16 protein-coding genes are annotated in these 14373 nt (G+C 62.5%); 10 read left to right on the top strand and 6 right to left on the bottom strand.

What is annotated here, in order from left to right:
- Positions 1–5 precede the first annotated feature (5 nt).
- The 3 genes from TK06_RS18560 to TK06_RS18550 are packed head-to-tail and all read right to left on the bottom strand — an operon-like array spanning position 6 to position 1751.
- Positions 6–266 (bottom strand): phosphopantetheine-binding protein, encoded by a 261-nt coding sequence (locus tag TK06_RS18560; protein ID WP_063323264.1) that lies wholly within the window; start codon positions 264–266, stop codon positions 6–8.
- Positions 247–1056 carry a lysophospholipid acyltransferase family protein gene (locus TK06_RS18555; RefSeq protein WP_063323263.1) on the bottom strand — a complete coding sequence of 270 codons (810 nt, stop codon included), beginning with the start codon at positions 1054–1056 and terminating at the stop codon, positions 247–249. The genes TK06_RS18560 and TK06_RS18555 overlap by 20 nt, the downstream gene beginning before the upstream one ends.
- Complete coding sequence (locus TK06_RS18550) at positions 1032–1751, bottom strand: beta-ketoacyl synthase chain length factor (protein ID WP_063325179.1); 720 nt, start codon at positions 1749–1751, stop codon at positions 1032–1034. Before TK06_RS18550 ends, TK06_RS18555 begins: the two co-directional genes overlap by 25 nt.
- A gap of 359 nt (positions 1752–2110) precedes the next feature.
- On the opposite strand from TK06_RS18550, the gene TK06_RS18545 reads away from it, so the two are divergent.
- Positions 2111–2878: a ParA family protein gene (locus tag TK06_RS18545; RefSeq protein ID WP_063323262.1), complete on the top strand. Its 768-nt coding sequence runs from the start codon at positions 2111–2113 to the stop codon at positions 2876–2878.
- A gap of 16 nt (positions 2879–2894) precedes the next feature.
- Here TK06_RS18545 and TK06_RS18540 read toward each other — a convergent pair whose 3' ends face one another.
- Complete coding sequence (locus tag TK06_RS18540) at positions 2895–3896, bottom strand: GntR family transcriptional regulator (protein ID WP_063323261.1); 1002 nt, start codon at positions 3894–3896, stop codon at positions 2895–2897.
- 347 nt (positions 3897–4243) lie between these two features.
- On the opposite strand from TK06_RS18540, the gene TK06_RS18535 reads away from it, so the two are divergent.
- The 8 genes from TK06_RS18535 (at position 4244) to TK06_RS18500 (ending at position 11996) form a co-directional block, all read left to right on the top strand.
- Positions 4244–5605 (top strand): amidase, encoded by a 1362-nt coding sequence (locus TK06_RS18535; RefSeq protein ID WP_063325178.1) that lies wholly within the window; start codon positions 4244–4246, stop codon positions 5603–5605.
- A gap of 37 nt (positions 5606–5642) precedes the next feature.
- A complete protein-coding gene (locus TK06_RS18530) occupies positions 5643–6524 on the top strand; it encodes a polysaccharide deacetylase family protein (protein WP_063323260.1) in 882 nt (293 codons plus the stop codon).
- Positions 6525–6551: 27 nt separating this feature from the next.
- Positions 6552–7892, top strand: a complete 1341-nt coding sequence (locus TK06_RS18525) for an MFS transporter (RefSeq protein WP_063323259.1) — start codon at positions 6552–6554, stop codon at positions 7890–7892.
- A gap of 11 nt (positions 7893–7903) precedes the next feature.
- A complete protein-coding gene (locus tag TK06_RS18520; protein WP_063323258.1) occupies positions 7904–8665 on the top strand; it encodes an SDR family NAD(P)-dependent oxidoreductase in 762 nt (253 codons plus the stop codon).
- Positions 8666–8735: 70 nt separating this feature from the next.
- Entirely contained in the window at positions 8736–9485 is a 750-nt protein-coding gene (locus TK06_RS18515) for an SDR family NAD(P)-dependent oxidoreductase (RefSeq protein ID WP_063325177.1), read from the top strand.
- A 14-nt stretch (positions 9486–9499) separates the two neighbouring features.
- Positions 9500–9799, top strand: a complete 300-nt coding sequence (locus TK06_RS18510; protein ID WP_063323257.1) for a hypothetical protein — start codon at positions 9500–9502, stop codon at positions 9797–9799.
- Complete coding sequence (locus TK06_RS18505) at positions 9796–10800, top strand: CobW family GTP-binding protein (protein ID WP_063323256.1); 1005 nt, start codon at positions 9796–9798, stop codon at positions 10798–10800. Before TK06_RS18510 ends, TK06_RS18505 begins: the two co-directional genes overlap by 4 nt.
- Positions 10800–11996, top strand: a complete 1197-nt coding sequence (locus tag TK06_RS18500) for an ABC transporter substrate-binding protein (protein ID WP_063323255.1) — start codon at positions 10800–10802, stop codon at positions 11994–11996. Before TK06_RS18505 ends, TK06_RS18500 begins: the two co-directional genes overlap by 1 nt.
- A 3-nt stretch (positions 11997–11999) precedes the next feature.
- Here TK06_RS18500 and trxC read toward each other — a convergent pair whose 3' ends face one another.
- Positions 12000–12422, bottom strand: a complete 423-nt coding sequence (gene trxC / locus TK06_RS18495; protein ID WP_063323254.1) for a thioredoxin TrxC — start codon at positions 12420–12422, stop codon at positions 12000–12002.
- A 113-nt stretch (positions 12423–12535) separates the two neighbouring features.
- Positions 12536–13162: an isochorismate family cysteine hydrolase YcaC gene (ycaC, locus tag TK06_RS18490; RefSeq protein ID WP_063323253.1), complete on the bottom strand. Its 627-nt coding sequence runs from the start codon at positions 13160–13162 to the stop codon at positions 12536–12538.
- A gap of 207 nt (positions 13163–13369) precedes the next feature.
- On the opposite strand from ycaC, the gene TK06_RS18485 reads away from it, so the two are divergent.
- On the top strand, positions 13370–14275 hold the full coding sequence (locus tag TK06_RS18485; RefSeq protein WP_203417442.1) for a LysR family transcriptional regulator: 906 nt from the start codon (positions 13370–13372) through the stop codon (positions 14273–14275).
- The last annotated feature ends 98 nt before the right edge of the window (positions 14276–14373 follow it).

The following is a 14373-nucleotide window of genomic DNA, read 5'->3' as shown; positions in this document are numbered from 1 at the left end:
TGGTCTCAGGCTACGCTTTTTGCAGTGACGAAGGCCGCAAGGCTTGCCACATTGCTGAAATGGTTACGGGTGTCCTTGGCGTCGGCGTCTATCTTGATGCCGTACTCCTTCTGGATCGCCAGGCCTAACTCCAGGGCATCCACCGAGTCCAGGCCCAGGCCTTCGCCGAACAGCGTCTGGTGGTCGCCGATGTCGTCGATGTCTATGTCTTCCAGGCCGAGGGCGTCGATGATCAGCTTTTTGATGTCACGGTGCAGATCGCTCATCTTCGGCGAGCTCCTTGATGTAATAGTGATGCAAAAAATCGTTGAGCCTGCGCGAAGCCTGGGGTGGCGGGCCGAGCGCGGCGAACGCCTGTGGGTCTATATCGGCTCCGACGTGAAAACTGAAGTGCACGCGGCGCAGGGGGATGCGATACCAGGGTTCAGCCTTGGTCAGGGTCGTGGGGCAGACCTTGATCGTGACGGGCGTGAGGATTTTCGCACCCCGCAGGGCGATGGCCGCCGCCCCCCGATGAAAGGCCGGCACCTGGCCTGGCTGGGTGCGTGTCCCTTCGGGGAAGACGATCAATGTCTGGCCCTCTTGCAAGGCGTCGCTGGCGGCATCGAGCATGTCCATGCTGCCGTCGTTGCTGATGTATTGGGTCGAATGCAGTGGGCCCCGGGTAAAGGGGTTGTCCCAGAGGCTTTGCTTGACCACGCAGTTGGCGTCGCGCACCAGCCCGATCAGGAACACCACGTCGATCAGCGACGGGTGATTGGCAATGATCATCTGCCCAGGGCGACCGAGTCGTTCGGCGCCATCGATCTGATAGGTGAGCACGCCGGTACGGGCCATGAACCGGATAAAGAACCAGAACAACCGCCCGACCGTGCGGCGCGCCCGTTGCCGGTGGGCCTGGGCATCGCCGGGCCACCAGGCCAGCAACGGGAGCACCAGCAAACGCAGGCACAGCCCGCCCAGCCCGAACAGGGCGAAGCTTGCGGCGGTCGCGATCAGGCGCCAGTAATAGGCGTCGCGATATTTACCCGTCACCGGTTGCGTTGCCAGGTCCATACACGATTCTTCCAGGCATGTTGGCAGGTGGTTTCATTGTTCAGCAGGGTACGCAACAGATCCAGGGCATGGGGCCAGTCGCTGCCAGGCGATTGGCCGGCCTGCGCGCAGAGATCCAGTTGCCAGTCATCGCCCGGGGTCAGTAGCAGGCCCATGGCATAGGGAAACGGAACGTCATCGACCCAGGGTGCATAGACTTGCGGAGGTTGCTCTTCGGTGATCACCAGCAGCACCGCAGGCGATCCTTCGTTCAGCAGCGCGACGGCCTCCAGCACGCCGTGTTCCAAGCCGTCGCCGGTAGCGGCCAGGGCGGTCATTTCGCTGGTTTCGCCGCGCATGATCGACCACAGGCCAATCACCGCGTTGTGCACCGACAGGCTGAATTGGGTCGGCGACAAGGGCTGGTCGGCTGCCAGGTCCTTGAGAATCTCAAAAGTGCGCGGGGTTTCGCCGTGGCGGGAAATAAAGACCAACGGTAGGTCCGGCCGGCCCTCGGCCAACGGCCAGCCAACACTGAAGGCCATCCGCGCCAGGCGGCTGAGGCGCCGGCGCTGCATGGCCGGCAGGAACGAAACGTCAGGGGCGGCATCGCTGGCCGGCAATACGACCGGCTGTCGGCTCCATGCCTGCCAATCGTCCACGCTTTCGAGCCCAGGGGCCCACGCGCGCCATTGGGCGATATTGAAATTGATCACAAACTTCACCCCACCCCTGCGGGCTTTTATTGTCACGGTTCAGTGGTTTGACCCGCGTCCAACCCTGCATGGCCTTGCGACCCAAGTGGCGCGCATTATCCCGGTGCGATTGGCTTGTAGCAAATGCTGGTTACATTTTGTCCAGCGAAATGTACGAGTTGGTCCGCTCAAGGCCAGGCTTGGACCATTGTCGCGATCATCATGAGTCTGTCTGTCGGTTGTTTCTGTCACGGTCTGGGCGAATTGACGTCTGAATCGTGGGAAAAGCCACTGTGGCTGTAGTCCTTCTACGCGGAAGGTAGCTAAGCGGTGTCGCTGCCTACTACACTCGGGAATCTTTGATACACGGAGGTTTTGACATGCGGCGTGTGGTGTTCAATCAGAAAGGTGGCGTGGGCAAGTCCAGCATCGCCTGCAATCTGGCGGCAGTCAGCGCCAGCGAGGGCTATCGCACGCTGTTGGTCGACCTGGATGCCCAGGCCAACTCCACTCAATACCTGACTGGCTTGACCGGCGATGACATTCCCATGGGTATTGCCGATTTCTTCAAGCAAACCCTGTCGTCCGGGCCGTTCTCGAAAAAGAACAAGGTGGATATCTACGAAACGCCGTTCGACAACCTGCACGTCATCACCGCCACGGCGGAACTGACGGATCTGCAGCCCAAGCTTGAGGCCAAGCACAAGATCAACAAGCTGCGCAAACTGCTCGAAGAGCTGGAGGAAGATTACGACCGGATTTACCTGGATACCCCGCCAGCACTGAATTTCTATGCGGTTTCAGCATTGATCGCCGCCGATCGGGTGCTGATCCCTTTCGACTGCGACAGCTTCTCCCGACAGGCGTTGTACGGACTGCTGGCGGAAATCGAAGAGCTCAAGGACGACCATAACGAAGGCCTGGAAGTCGAAGGCATCGTGGTCAACCAGTTCCAGGCTCGGGCCAGCCTGCCACAGCAGATTCTCGACGAATTGATCGCCGAAGGGCTGCCGGTATTGCCGGTGTACCTGAGCAGCTCGGTGCGCATGCGCGAATCCCACCAGGCCAGCCTGCCGCTGATCCACCTGGACCCGCGACACAAGCTGACCCAGCAGTTCGTCGAGTTGCATGGGTTGCTGGAAAGCTGAGGGCGGCCCTTCGCGATCAGCTGATTTTGCTCAGGTAGGGCGGCAAGTCTTGCTCCGGCACCACAGACAGCACCTTGAGGCGCTGCAACATGCGTTGCCGGGCGCGTTGCAAATGCTCCTTGAGGTTCAGCGCGGCGGCGTCGAAGGCGCCGTGTAACAGCAGCTCCAGGATCAGGCGGTGCTCGGCCAGCATGGCGGGGTCCGCGCCGATTCCCAGCAACCGGGAAAAAATCCGGCTGATGATCATCGGGCTCTGGGCCTGGCGAATCAGTGCGGCCATCTTGCGATTTTGCAGGCCGCTGAGGCAGTGTTGGTGCAGGTCTTCCTCGATGCGCTGGATCGTCTCTTCCGGGCAATGCTCAGCCTGTTGCGCCTGGGTCACCCGCTCCAGCATGGCTTGCAATTGCTCGCGGCCCAGCCCTGGCGCGCTCTGACGCAGTGCCTCGGGCTCCAGGCAGGCGCGCAATTCATAATCTTCGGTGACTTCACGGGCGGTGAGCGGGCCGGCCAGCCATTGGGAATAGGGTTCTTTTTCCAGCAAGCCCCGATCCCTCAGGCGCATCAAGGCTTCTCGCACCACGGCCCGGCTCACGCCGTAATGCTCGGCGGCGGCTTGTTCATCGAGGCGGTAGTGGCCGAAGGTAATGCAGGTCAGCAGCGCGCTGCCGATTTCCTCGTGAATCCGCTCGCCCAATGGCCGCGTGTCCACCAGTTCTTCGCCGCTCGCCAGGCCCAGGTGAACATGGCTCAAGGGCAGGCGCAGCGGCTCGATATCCAGGCCCAGGGGATTGATCAAGTACCCACGCCCGTCAAAACGACTGATCAATCGCTCTTCATGCAACAGATCCAGCGCCTTGCGCACCGGCACACGGCTGGTGCCGAACAGCTCGGCCAGCGGTGCTTCCAGTAATACCAAGCCTTGCAGCGCGGTGCCCTCGGTGATTGCGTCACGCAATACTTGATGAATCATCGCGTAGCGCGATGCGGTGCGCGGGTCTTGGGCTGGCGCTGCTTTCATCGATTCCTCTGGGCGTGACGGTGATGGCGGGATTCTCTCACAGTGTCCTGTGTCACTGAGGGTCACATTGGCGCGCCCTTTCGTGGGGCCCGCTCCATCAAAGCGTTACTTTTGTGCACCTAAATGTATCTTTTCTTAAAACATACATTAGATAAGCATTCCATTTCGGTTTTGACCAGGGGCGTGGTCGTCCAAGACATGGACGCGGCTCTAACCCGGTTATCTTGGCCCATTGGTGAGCCTGGGAACTCAATGAGTATCTCCGGCTCAAGCGTAGCTGGCACGGAATCTGCTCCGCATAAATGTACATTTTAATAATTGATACGTTTTATCGGATGCCGTTGCCCATGAATGCATTTTCCTCGCCGGATGCCATTGCGCTCGCCGAAGCTTTCGCCTCGGGGCGTACCGACCCGGTCCAAGTGCTGGAGCAAGCGCTGGAGCAAGCCTCGCGTGCTGAGCACGTGTTCGTGTCGCTGACCGAAGCCCGAGCTCGGCGCGAAGCGCAGGCCTCGGCGGCGCGCTGGCGTGCCGGGCAACCGTTGAGTGGCTTCGACGGCGTGCCGCTGGCTTGGAAGGACTTGTTCGACGTGGCCGGCAGTGTCACCACCGCGGCAGCGGCGGTGCGTCGGGATGCACCGCCCGCGCTGTTGGACGCCGCCAGTGTCAGCCTGCTCAGCCGGGCCGGTATGGTCTGCCTGGGCAAGACCAACCTCAGCGAGTTCGCCTATTCAGGGCTCGGCCTCAACCCGCACTTCGGCACGCCGGTCAACCCGTTCAGCGATGCACAACCGCGGATCCCCGGCGGCTCCTCCAGCGGTTCGGCGGTAGCGGTCGCGGCGGGCATCGTGCCGATCGCCATGGGCACCGATACCGCCGGTTCGATCCGCGTCCCGGCGGCTTTCAACGCTCTGGTGGGGTTTCGCGCCAGTTCCCGTCGTCACAGTCGTGACGGGGTATTTCCCCTGGCCCACAGCATCGACAGCATCGGCCCGTTGACTCGCAGCGTGCGTGACGCCTGGATGATCGACGAACTGCTTCAGGGGCGCGACCCACGACAAGCGCCACCGGTGCGCAGCCTGGCCGGGCAGCGTTTCTGGGTCGAGCAAGCGGTGCTGGAGGATGCCAGTGTCGAGGCCGCGGTGCGGGCCAATGTGCTGGCCGGTGTCCAGGCGCTGCGCACCGCTGGGGCGCTGGTGGAGATTCGGCCATTGCCGGCTTTCCAGGCCAGCCTTGCGCTGATCCGCGACCACGGCTGGCTGGGGGCCGCCGAGGCGTTCGCCTTGCATGAGGCCTTGCTCGACAGCGCCGATGCCGAACGACTCGACCCGCGGGTACGCCGACGGCTCGAAGCGGCGCGGCCGATGACCGCCAGCCAGGTGCTCAAACTCTACGACGCCCGCTCGGCCTTGCAGCGACAGCTCGTCGAAGAACTCGACGGCGCGGTGCTGATCACGCCGACTGTGGCCCACGTCGCCCCGCCGCTGGCGCCTTTGGAAGCCGATGACGAACTGTTTGTCCGCACCAATCTCGCCACCCTGAGGCTGACGATGCCCGGCAGTTTGCTCGACATGCCCAGCGTCAACCTTCCCAGCGGCCGTGACAGCCAGGGGCTGCCCACAGGCCTGCTGCTCAGCGTGCCCCAAGGCGAGGATGCGCGGCTCCTGCGAGTCGCGCGCTCGGTCGAGGCGACGCTGGCCAATTCCTGATTGATGTTTAAACCACCACCACAACCGGAGGCCGATCATGGCTAAAGATATTCTTTGTGCATTTGGGGTCGATGTAGACGCCGTGGCGGGCTGGCTCGGCTCCTACGGCGGTGAAGATTCGCCCGACGATATTTCCCGCGGCCTGTTTGCCGGTGAAATCGGCTCGCCGCGGCTGCTCAAATTGTTCGAGCGCTACGGCCTGCGTACCACCTGGTTTGTGCCCGGGCATTCCCTGGAGACCTTTCCCGAGCAGATGAAAGCCGTGGCGGATGCGGGCCACGAGATCGGCGTGCACGGCTATAGCCACGAAAACCCCATCGCGATGACCCCGCAACAGGAAGAAGCGGTGCTTGATAAATCCATCGAGTTGATTACCCAGGTGACCGGCAAGCGGCCTACCGGCTATGTCGCGCCCTGGTGGGAATTCAGCAAAGTGACCAACGAGCTGCTGCTCAAGAAAGGCATCAAGTACGACCACAGCCTGATGCACAACGACTTCCACCCCTACTATGTTCGCGTCGGCGACAGCTGGACCAAGATCGACTACAGCCAGCACCCGGACACCTGGATGAAACCGTTGGTGCGTGGTCAGGAAACCGATCTGGTGGAGATTCCGGCGAATTGGTACCTCGATGATTTGCCGCCAATGATGTTCATCAAGAAATCGCCCAACAGCCACGGTTTCGTCAACCCACGGCACCTTGAGGAGATGTGGCGCGATCAGTTCGACTGGGTCTATCGCGAACACGAGCATGCCGTGTTCACCATGACCATCCACCCCGACGTCTCCGGGCGTCCCCAGGTGCTGCTGATGCTTGAGCGCCTGATCGAACACATCCAGGGCCATGCCGGCGTGCGCTTCGTCACGTTCGATGAAATTGCCAATGACTTCATTCGTCGCAACCCCCGCAGCCGCTGAGCCGGCATTTAATCGAGGCGTGTTCTCATGTCCATCTACAACAAACTCGACCTGACTGGTTGGAAACCCGAGCAATTGACTCCGGCCCAGGTGCGCTTCGCCACCTGGATCGCTTTTTTTGCCTGGGTGTTTGCGGTCTACGACTTCATTCTGTTCGGCACGTTGTTGCCGGAAATCGGCCGGCACTTCAATTGGAGCGAAGTCGAGCAAGCCGAAATCGCCACCTGGGTAGCGGTCGGCACGGCGGTGGTGGCGTTGGCCATCGGCCCGCTGGTGGACCGCTTGGGCCGGCGCATGGGGATCATCTTCACCGTCAGCGGCGCGGCGATCTGTTCGGCGCTGACGGCCATCGGCGGTGCCTGGGGCAAGTCCCCGTTGATCCTGATCCGTTCTCTCGGCGGGTTGGGTTACGCGGAAGAAACCGTCAATGCCACCTATCTGAGCGAGCTCTACGCCGCCTCCGATGACCCGAGGCTGGCCAAGCGACGTGGCTTCATCTACAGCCTGGTGCAGGGTGGCTGGCCGGTGGGCGCGCTGATCGCCGCCGGATTGACCGCCGTGTTGCTGCCGACCATCGGCTGGCAGGGCTGTTTTATCTTTGCGGCGATCCCGGCCATCGTCATTGCGATCATGGCGCGCAAGCTCAAGGAAAGCCCGCAGTTCCAGATCCACCAGCGTATCGGCCAGTTGCGCAAAAGCGGCGCGGTCGCCGATGCCCAGGCAGTGGCGTCCACCTATGGCGTCGACTATGAGGAACACAGCAAGGCCGGCCTCGCGTCGGCCTTTCGCGGCACGTCGCGGCGCGCGACACTGGTGATCGGCGCGGCGATCCTGCTCAACTGGGCGGCGATCCAGGTGTTCAGCGTGCTCGGCACGACGGTGATCGTCAGCGTGCACCATATCTCCTTCGAAAACTCGTTGATCATCCTGGTGCTCTCCAACCTGGTGGGCTACTGCGGTTACCTGAGCCATGGCTGGATGGGCGACAAGATCGGCCGGCGCAATGTCATCGCGTTGGGCTGGATGCTGGGCGGGCTGTCGTTTGCCGGCATGCTCTACGGTCCGAGCAACCTGCCGATGGTGGTCGGTCTCTACAGCCTGGGCCTGTTCTTCCTGATCGGGCCCTATTCGGCGGCGCTGTTCTTCATCGGCGAGAGTTTCCCCACCAGTATCCGCGCCACGGGCGGCGCGATTATCCATGCCATGGGGCCGATCGGCGCGGTAGTGGCGGGGTTCGGTGCCACCCAGGTGCTGGCGGCGGGCGGCAACTGGCAGACCTCGGCGCTGTACTTCGGCGCGCTGCCTTGTTTCCTCTCCGGTGCGTTGATGTTCGCGGCGCGCCATGTCCGTCCGGAAACCGTGAAGTAAGGAGGCCCCCCATGACCCGAAGAGTTGCATTGATTACCGGTGCCGCCAGCGGCATCGGCCAGGCCCTTGCCGTGGCGTATGCCCGCCACGGTGTGGCCGTGGCCGCAGGCTACTTGCCAGCGGACCCTCACGACCCACAAGACACCCGCCGACAGATCGAGGCGTTGGGTGGCGAATGCCTGATGCTGCCACTGGACGTCACCGACACTCGCTCGGTGGATAACCTGGCCGAGCAGGCGTTCAGCACCTTCGGGCGTCTTGATTACGCGGTGGCCAACGCCGGCCTGCTGCGCCGCGCGCCCCTGTTGGAAATGAGCGACGAGGCCTGGAACGCCATGCTCGATGTCGATCTGACCGGGGTGATGCGCACCTTCCGCGCCAGCGTTCGCTACATGACCGAGGGCGGTGCGTTGGTGGCGATTTCTTCGATCGCCGGCGGCGTATATGGCTGGCAGGACCACGCCCACTACGCCGCGGCCAAGGCCGGTGTGCCGGGCCTATGCCGTTCGCTGGCGGTGGAGTTGGCCGGGCAGGGCATTCGCTGCAATGCGGTGATCCCGGGCCTGATCGAGACGCCGCAGTCCTTGGACAGTCAAAATTCCCTCGGGCCCGAAGGCCTGGCCAAGGCGGCCCGGGCGATTCCGCTGGGGCGAGTCGGCCGGGCCGATGAGGTGGCGTCGCTGGTGCGGTTCCTGACCGGCGATGAGTCCAGCTACCTGACGGGCCAAAGCATCATCATTGATGGCGGCCTGACCGTGCGTTGGCCGGATTGAAGAGGGCGTCACGGGTTTTGTTTTCCATGGATGGTAATCCATGTTTGTCCTGGATCTGGAGGGTTCTCCCATGCAGCAACTGTTCAACCGCCGCGCCGTGATCACCGGCGCCGGCAGCGGCATCGGTGCCGCTATCGCGCGAGCCTATGCCGAGCAAGGCGCGCGCCTGGTACTGGCCGATCGTGATGCAGAACGCTTGACCGCCACCGCAAATGACTGTCGCGCGTTGGCGGTCGAGGTGCACGAGTGCGTGGCCGATGTCGGCACGCTCGAAGGGGCCCAGGCTGGGGTCGATGCGTGCGTCGAGCACTTTGGCGGTATCGATATCCTGGTCAACAACGCCGGCATGCTGACCCAGGCGCGCTGCACCGAGTTGAGTATCGAGATGTGGAACGACATGCTCCGGGTCGACTTGACCAGCGTGTTCATCGCCAGCCAGCGAGCCTTGCCACATATGCTGGCGCAGCGCTGGGGGCGGATCATCAACATCGCCTCGCAATTGGGCATCAAAGGCGGGGCCGAGCTCAGCCACTACGCGGCGGCCAAGGCCGGTGTGATCGGTTTTACCAAGTCACTGGCCCTGGAAGTGGCGGCCGACAACGTGTTGGTCAATGCCATCGCCCCTGGGCCGATCGAAACACCGCTGGTGGCCGGCATCAGCGAAAGCTGGAAACAGGCCAAGTCCGCCGAACTGCCTTTGCGACGCTTCGGCTTGGCCACGGAAGTGGCGCCCACCGCCGTCCTGCTGGCCAGTGACCCAGGGGGCAACCTGTTCGTGGGGCAAACCCTGGGACCGAACGCTGGCGACGTCATGCCATGAAGGAGTGCTGAAGCATGTGTGGCTTGTGCGGTCTATTGGGCGAGGACGTCCACTGGAGTGATCCGCTGGGTGATGAACTGCCCCGGCGTCGTGAGCGGTTGCGGCGGATTTCGGCGATTAACCGTGTGTTGGCGCCGTTACGGCTCAAGGTCGAGGATTTCCAGGGCACGGCCTATCTGCTGCTGGGCGCCACCGGGCGGCAGGAACTGGCCAGTGGGCTCGACCAGCTGTGGAGCCTGGCCGAGTCGATGTCGGGCCGCGCGGCGGACCCTCTCGATCCGGCCCTGCTCCAGTCTTTGGAGCAGGGCTCATGAGCATCGCCTTGAACGTCATGACCGGGTTTCTCGGCAGCGGCAAGACCACCTTGCTCAACCGTCTGCTGCAAGACGAAAGCCTCGGTGACACAGCGCTGCTGATCAATGAGTTCGGCGACATCGGCATCGATCACTTGTTGGTCCAGGAAGTGGCGCCGGACACCGTGTTGTTGCCCAGCGGATGCGTCTGCTGTTCCATCCGCGGCGAGTTGAAAGACGCGTTGCTCGATCTGCTGGCACGGCGTGACCGAGGAGAGATCCCGGCTTTTCGACGGGTGATTCTGGAGACGACCGGGCTGGCCGATCCGGCGCCGATCCTGGCGACACTCAACAACGACGTGCAGTTGCGCGGGCGCTTCCACATTGGCTTGGTGGTGACGCTGGTAGACGCCTGTCACGCCGAGTTGCAGGCGCGTATTCACCCGGAGTGGCTGGCCCAGGTGGCCGCCGCGGATCGCCTGCTGCTGAGCAAGACTGATCAGGTCGCTGCGCCGGTTGTCAGCGCGTTGCGTCAACGGCTGCAAGCGCTGAACCCGGGGGCGCCGCTGCTCGACACTCACGACGTGCTCAGTGGCGATCAATTATTGTTGGGCGAAGGTCTGCGTGGCGCCACGCCTGAAGTCGAGGTGGCCCGTTGGCAATTGCATCGTCCGCAGGGCCAGGTCACGCAGCATGGCCAGGCACAGGTTTGCTGCCTGACCTTCGATCAGCCGCTGGACTGGATCGGCTTCGGAGTCTGGTTGTCGATGCTGCTAAGATGCCACGGCGAACGCATTCTTCGCGTCAAGGGATTGCTCAACGTGAACAGCCTCCAGGCCCCAGTCGTCATCCATGGCGTGCAGCATTGCCTGCACGCACCGGTACACTTGCCCCACTGGCCCTGTGCCGAACGCCAATCGCGGTTGGTATTTATCGTCAGGGGCCTGGATCCGGAGCGGTTGCGGCATTCGTTCGATGTCTTCGCCCGTTGCTTCGCACCGGCGGTTGAGGTGAGCGCCTGATGACCCGCGGCACGCCCATCACGTTGCGGGTGCTTGGCACCTCCGTCACGCTCCTCGAATCCCTGCGGGTTCGCGCCGAACAGGACCTTGGCATTCGCCTGGTCTATCAGGTCCACAGTGTCGAGCAGGCCCAGCGCATTGCGGTGATGCAACCGGACAGCTACGACCTTTACGACCAGTGGTTTCACAACGTTGATTTCGTCTGGCCAGCACGCGCGATCCAGCCCATCGACACACGGCGCATCGCGCTGTGGCACGAGATCAATGACCTGCCCAAGCGCGGCCGGTTGTCCGCCGCGGATCGCCCGGTCAGCGGCAGCGTGCCCAATGAGCGCCTGTACGTGCAACACGACGGCAGCCTGGGCAGCACCGTCAGCGACTACATCAGCATGTTGCCGTTGACCCACAACGCCGACAGTTTTGCCTACCGCCCGGAACGCTTGCCGGCGGGTTTTTCCCGTGACAACGAAAGTTGGGGCTGGCTGCTCGATCCGGCCTGGAGCGGGCGCACCGCGCTGCAAAGCGACGCGGCAATTGGCGCCATCGATGCGGCGCTGGCGATACAGGGCATGGGGTTGGCGTCGTTCAAGGACATCGGCAATCTCAGCATCGAAGAGATCGACAGCCTGGCCGACGTATTGGTGCGCAAACAGCGCGAAGGCCATTTCGCGGCGTTCTGGTCAGATGACGAACAGGCGGCGCAACTGATGCTCAGCCCGACCATCGACATCGAGAGCCTCTGGTCACCGACCCTCATGCGCCTGCATCGGGCCGGGATCAAGTACCGCCTCGCCGTGCCCCGTGAAGGCTATCGCGCCTGGTTCGGCGGGCTATCCGTGTCACGCCATGCCCGGGGAGCGGTGCTGGATGCTGCCTATGCGTTCCTTAATTGGTGGCTCTCGGGATGGCCTGGCGCGGTCATGGCGCGCCAGGGTTATTACATCAGCAACCCACCCCGCAGCCGCGATCATTTGAGCGATGCCGAATGGGACTATTGGTACGCCGGCAAACCGGCCCGTGAAGTGTTGCCAGGCAGCGATGGCGAACCCTTGATCGACATCGGCGAAATGCGCGACGGCGGTTCGTATGAGCAACGCATGGGCCATATCGCCGTGTGGAACTCGGTGATGGACGAGCACAACTACCTGGTGCGGCGTTGGGGGGATTTTCTGCGTGCGGCCAACAAAGGCCGATGAACATCAAATCCCCTGGCTGCGCAACCAGCTCATCAATTGCGGCAACGGAAACGCACCGCTCTGACGTGCCACTTCCCGGCCATCCTTGAACAGAATCAGGCTGGGAATCGAGCGGATCCCCAACTGTGCCGATAACTGCTGATTGGCCTCGCTGTCGAGCTTGGCCAAGCGGCATTTGCCCGTCAGTTGCGCGGCGGCCTGTTCGAACACCGGGGCGAAGGACTTGCACGGCCCACACCAATCGGCCCATACATCCACCAGCAATGGCAGGTCGCCTTTGATCTGGCTGGTGTAGTCGCCTTGCTTGAGTTCGAACGGTTTGTTCAATAACACCTGGGCTTTGCAGCGCCCGCATTTGGGTTGGTCGCCCAGGCGTTCGGCGGGTATGCGATTGAGCCCGTTGCAATGGGGGCAGGGGATCAGCATCAGGTCGGTCTCCAGAAAATCATGGGCACAGATTGAACACTATATAGAAACCACCACAAAAACCCCTGTGGGAGCGAGCAAGCTCGCTCCCACAGGGGGGGCTGCGTCGCGGGTTATTTTGCGCTGGTCAGCGTGTTGTAGCTGGTCATCAGGTTGCGGTAGTCCGGGATGTGGTTGGAGAACAAGGTCGCCAGCCCTTCCACGTCGTTGCGCCAGTCGCGGTGCAGTTCACAGGCCAGGCCGAACCAGGTCATCAGTTGCGCACCCGAGGACGACATGCGGTCCCAGGCCGATTGACGGGTCAGCTCGTTGAACGTGCCGGACGCATCGGTGATCACGAACACTTCGAAACCTTCGGCCAGGGCCGACAGTGCCGGGAAGGCTACGCAGACTTCGGTGACCACACCGGCGATGATCAGTTGCTTCTTGCCGGTGGCCTTGATCGCCTTGACGAAATCTTCGTTGTCCCAGGCGTTGATCTGGCCAGGACGGGCGATGTACGGCGCATCCGGGAACAGGGTCTTGAGCTCGGGCATCAACGGGCCGTTGGGGCCGGTTTCGAAGCTGGTGGTGAGGATGGTCGGCAGTTGGAAGTACTTCGCCAGGTCGGCCAGGGCCAGCACGTTGTTCTTGAAGCGGTCCGGGTCGATATCGCGTACCAGAGACAGCAGGCCGGCTTGGTGATCGACCAGCAGAACGGCGGCGTTATCTTTGTCGAGGCGGTTGTAGGAAGTGGTCATGGCGTAGTCCTCATTAAGTTTTGTTTGCCGAAGGTGTCGGCGTGGTTAAGGTTTTCAATATCGGTGCAGCGATTGATCGGTGGCTCATCCGGTCGAAGCGCCCCGGCTTCAATCCGTGTTGCGTTTCGATGGGTGTAGATTAAAACTGGCACCTTTGATGCGCTAGACTGCAAAAATCCGCCTTAGCGTTCTATTTGGAGAACGATCATCGAAGACCTCAACACGCTGTACTACTTCACCCAGGTCGTGGAACACCGTGGCTTCGCCGCCGCGGGACGGGCGTTGGACATGCCCAAGTCGAAGCTCAGCCGGCGTATCGCCCAACTGGAAGAGCGACTCGGGGTACGCTTGCTCCATCGCACCAGCCGCCATTGCACGTTGACGGAGATCGGCCAGGCCTATTACCAGCGCTGCCTGGCGATGCGGGTCGAGGCCGAGAGCGCGGCGGAGGTGATCGAGCGCAACCGTTCCGAACCCCAGGGGCTGGTGCGCATCAGTTGCCCGACGGCGCTGCTCAATAGTTGGGTCGGGCCGATGCTGACCCGCTACATGCTCAAGTACCCGCGAGTGGAGTTGTTCATCGAGAGCACCAACCGCCGGGTCGACCTGATTCATGAAGGGTTCGATATCGCCTTGCGGGTGCGCTTTCCGCCGCTGGAAAACACCGACATGGTCATGAAGGTGCTGAGCAATAGCACCCAATGCCTGGTGGGCAGCCCGGCTTACCTTGAGCGCTTATCTTCACCCGCTTCGCCGGCGGACCTCAACGGCCTGCCGAGCGTGCATTGGGGCGGGGCGCAACGGGAATATCAGTGGGAATTGTTCGGCCCGGACGGCACCCGCGCATTGATCCGCCATGAACCGCGCATGGTCACCGACGACCTGCTGGCCCTGCGTCACGCCGTGTTGGCCGGCATCGGCATCGCTCACCTGCCCACCGTGGTGGTGCGTGAAGACATCGCGGCTGGCCGGCTGGTGGAACTGGTGCCGGGCTGGACGCCCAAGTGCGGGATCGTCCACGCGATCTTTGCCTCACGACGCGGGTTGCTGCCGTCGGTGCGTACGCTGATCGATTTTCTGGCTGAGGAATTCAGTCACAGCGACATGGCGTAGGGCCGGCCCCGTTGGTTTTTTGCCTGCGGTGAAGGGCGGCTAGCCAGGCTGCCATTCATCAGGTGCGTTGCACTCAACGCACGCCAGGCCCTCAAAAA

The organism is Pseudomonas fluorescens, from assembly GCF_001623525.1.
Taxonomy (GTDB): domain Bacteria; phylum Pseudomonadota; class Gammaproteobacteria; order Pseudomonadales; family Pseudomonadaceae; genus Aquipseudomonas; species Aquipseudomonas fluorescens_Q.
The sequence above is the reverse complement of the archived record's forward strand: the minus strand, read 5'-3'. Positions and strand labels throughout refer to the sequence as shown.

What these genes read in the sequence shown, in the direction of transcription:
- TK06_RS18560 (WP_063323264.1), bottom strand. Translation starts at nt 266, where the DNA reads ATGAGCGATCTGCACCGTGACATCAAAAAGCTGATCATCGACGCCCTC.
- TK06_RS18555 (WP_063323263.1), bottom strand. Translation starts at nt 1,056, where the DNA reads ATGGACCTGGCAACGCAACCGGTGACGGGTAAATATCGCGACGCCTAT.
- TK06_RS18545 (WP_063323262.1), top strand. Translation starts at nt 2,111, where the DNA reads ATGCGGCGTGTGGTGTTCAATCAGAAAGGTGGCGTGGGCAAGTCCAGC.
- TK06_RS18540 (WP_063323261.1), bottom strand. Translation starts at nt 3,896, where the DNA reads ATGAAAGCAGCGCCAGCCCAAGACCCGCGCACCGCATCGCGCTACGCG.
- TK06_RS18535 (WP_063325178.1), top strand. Translation starts at nt 4,244, where the DNA reads ATGAATGCATTTTCCTCGCCGGATGCCATTGCGCTCGCCGAAGCTTTC.
- TK06_RS18530 (WP_063323260.1), top strand. Translation starts at nt 5,643, where the DNA reads ATGGCTAAAGATATTCTTTGTGCATTTGGGGTCGATGTAGACGCCGTG.
- TK06_RS18525 (WP_063323259.1), top strand. Translation starts at nt 6,552, where the DNA reads ATGTCCATCTACAACAAACTCGACCTGACTGGTTGGAAACCCGAGCAA.
- TK06_RS18520 (WP_063323258.1), top strand. Translation starts at nt 7,904, where the DNA reads ATGACCCGAAGAGTTGCATTGATTACCGGTGCCGCCAGCGGCATCGGC.
- TK06_RS18515 (WP_063325177.1), top strand. Translation starts at nt 8,736, where the DNA reads ATGCAGCAACTGTTCAACCGCCGCGCCGTGATCACCGGCGCCGGCAGC.
- TK06_RS18510 (WP_063323257.1), top strand. Translation starts at nt 9,500, where the DNA reads ATGTGTGGCTTGTGCGGTCTATTGGGCGAGGACGTCCACTGGAGTGAT.
- TK06_RS18505 (WP_063323256.1), top strand. Translation starts at nt 9,796, where the DNA reads ATGAGCATCGCCTTGAACGTCATGACCGGGTTTCTCGGCAGCGGCAAG.
- TK06_RS18500 (WP_063323255.1), top strand. Translation starts at nt 10,800, where the DNA reads ATGACCCGCGGCACGCCCATCACGTTGCGGGTGCTTGGCACCTCCGTC.
- trxC (WP_063323254.1), bottom strand. Translation starts at nt 12,422, where the DNA reads ATGCTGATCCCCTGCCCCCATTGCAACGGGCTCAATCGCATACCCGCC.
- ycaC (WP_063323253.1), bottom strand. Translation starts at nt 13,162, where the DNA reads ATGACCACTTCCTACAACCGCCTCGACAAAGATAACGCCGCCGTTCTG.